Origin of the sequence: Flavobacterium sp. AJR (assembly GCF_002156885.1) — a bacterium.
GTDB lineage: Bacteria > Bacteroidota > Bacteroidia > Flavobacteriales > Flavobacteriaceae > Flavobacterium.
The window spans coordinates 1-1,744 of the sequence record NZ_NCWQ01000188.1 but is presented as its reverse complement, the minus strand read 5'-3'; the positions used below and the strand labels follow the sequence as shown (position 1 = coordinate 1,744).

Below are 1,744 nucleotides of genomic sequence, written 5' to 3'. Positions count from 1 at the left end.
AAACAATAAAATCGACTACAGAAAAGGTTAAAAGTGAAGTAAAACCTTCTAAAGTTTTTAAGCAACTTAATGAGCAACAATTAGAATCTGTTGTTGGTGGGCCGATAGCATCTAGAGGTACAGAAACTACAGTGCAGCCTGGATAATTTGTTCTTCTTCAATTATAAAACTATTATATGAAAACAATAAAATTTACTACGGGGAAGATTAACAACGAAGTAAAAATACCTAAGGTTTTTAAATCACTAAATGAGCAACAATTAGAATCGGTTGTAGGTGGGCCAATAACTTCGAGAGGAACAGAAACTACTGTGCTACCTGGATAATTTGTTCTTCTTCAATTATAAAGCTATTATATGAAAACAATAAAATCGACTACAAAAAAGATTAAAAATGAAGTTAAATCTTCTAAGTTTTTTAAACCACTTAATAATCAACAATTAGAATCTGTTGTAGGTGGTCCTATTGCTTCAAGAGGTACAGTAACAACCGTTCAAGATACTTAATAATTAAAAAACATATTTATGGAAATAATAAAATCGACTACAGAAAAAATTAACAGTGAAGTTAAAGTTGCTAAAGTTTTTAAACAACTTAATGAGCAACAATTAGAATCTGTTGTAGGTGGGCCAGTAGCTTCAAGAGGTACTGTTACTACTGTGCAACCAGGAACTTAATTATTAATTATAAAACTATTATATGAAAACAATAAAATCAACTACAGAAAAGATTAACAACGAAGTGAAAACAACTAAAGTTTTTAAGCAACTTAATGATGAACAATTAGAATCTGTTGTTGGTGGGCCAGTAACTTCAAGAGGTACAGAGACTAATGTGCAGGCAGGATAATTTTTTAATTAATAGATAATAGTTATGAAAAGAATAAAATTGAAACCAGAAAAGGTTAAAAGTAAAGTAAAAACAACTAAAGTTTTTAAGCAGCTAAATGAGCAACAATTAGAATCTGTTGTGGGAGGACCAATAACTTCTAGAGGTACAGTAACTACTGTGCAATCTGGAGCTTAATTATTAATTATAAAACTATTATAAGAAAACAATAAAATCGACTACAGAAAAAATTAACAGTGAAGTAAAAATTTATAAAGTTTTCAAAGCGCTTAATTCTACACAATTAGAATCAGTTGTTGGTGGGCCTGTTGCTTCAAGAGGTACTGTTACTACTGTGCAATCTGGAGGGTAATTTATTAATTATAAAACTATTATATGAAAATAATAAAATCGACTACAGAAAAAAATAACAGTGAAGTAAAAAATCCTAAAGTTTTTAAGCAACTTAATGAACAACAATTAGAATCAGTTGTGGGTGGGCCAATAGCTTCGAGAGGTACAGAAACTACAGTGCTTCCAGGGTAACTTAATTTTAAATATTATTATGAAAACAATAAAATCGACTACAGACAAGGTTAAAAGTGAAGTAAAACCTTCTAAAGTTTTTAAACCACTTAATGAGCAACAATTAGAATCAGTTGTGGGTGGGCCAGTAGCTTCAAGAGGTACGGTAACTAATGTGCAATCTGGAGGGTAATTTATTAATTTATTATATGAAAACAATAAAATCGACTACAGAAAAGCTTAAAAGTGAAGTAAAACCTTCTAAAGTTTTTAAGCAACTTAATGAGCAACAATTAGAATCTGTTGTTGGGGGACCGATAACTTCAAGAGGTACAGAAACTACTGTACAGGCAGGATAATTTAAATTTTTAATTATAAATAATAGTATATG

8 protein-coding genes are annotated in these 1,744 nt (G+C 30.0%); all 8 read left to right on the top strand.

What is annotated here, in order from left to right:
- Nucleotides 1-176: 176 nt before the first annotated feature.
- The 8 genes from B8T70_RS24055 to B8T70_RS23690 all read left to right on the top strand — a co-directional run bounded on the left by B8T70_RS24055 (nucleotide 177) and on the right by B8T70_RS23690 (nucleotide 1,712).
- Nucleotides 177-326 carry a hypothetical protein gene (locus B8T70_RS24055; RefSeq protein ID WP_165763256.1) on the top strand — a complete coding sequence of 50 codons (150 nt, stop codon included), beginning with the start codon at nucleotides 177-179 and terminating at the stop codon, nucleotides 324-326.
- Between the two features lie 30 nt (nucleotides 327-356).
- A complete protein-coding gene (locus B8T70_RS23720) occupies nucleotides 357-506 on the top strand; it encodes a bacteriocin (RefSeq protein ID WP_123912171.1) in 150 nt (49 codons plus the stop codon).
- An 18-nt stretch (nucleotides 507-524) separates the two neighbouring features.
- Nucleotides 525-677, top strand: a complete 153-nt coding sequence (locus B8T70_RS23715; RefSeq protein WP_123912170.1) for a bacteriocin — start codon at nucleotides 525-527, stop codon at nucleotides 675-677.
- 22 nt (nucleotides 678-699) lie between these two features.
- Complete coding sequence (locus B8T70_RS23710) at nucleotides 700-849, top strand: bacteriocin (RefSeq protein WP_123912169.1); 150 nt, start codon at nucleotides 700-702, stop codon at nucleotides 847-849.
- A 24-nt stretch (nucleotides 850-873) separates the two neighbouring features.
- Nucleotides 874-1,026: a bacteriocin gene (locus B8T70_RS23705; protein ID WP_123912168.1), complete on the top strand. Its 153-nt coding sequence runs from the start codon at nucleotides 874-876 to the stop codon at nucleotides 1,024-1,026.
- 198 nt (nucleotides 1,027-1,224) lie between these two features.
- Nucleotides 1,225-1,374, top strand: coding sequence for a bacteriocin (locus B8T70_RS23700; RefSeq protein ID WP_123912167.1), 150 nt, complete (start codon nucleotides 1,225-1,227; stop codon nucleotides 1,372-1,374).
- A 19-nt stretch (nucleotides 1,375-1,393) separates the two neighbouring features.
- Complete coding sequence (locus B8T70_RS23695) at nucleotides 1,394-1,546, top strand: bacteriocin (RefSeq protein WP_123912166.1); 153 nt, start codon at nucleotides 1,394-1,396, stop codon at nucleotides 1,544-1,546.
- 16 nt (nucleotides 1,547-1,562) lie between these two features.
- A complete protein-coding gene (locus B8T70_RS23690; RefSeq protein WP_165763255.1) occupies nucleotides 1,563-1,712 on the top strand; it encodes a bacteriocin in 150 nt (49 codons plus the stop codon).
- Nucleotides 1,713-1,744: the final 32 nt, after the last annotated feature.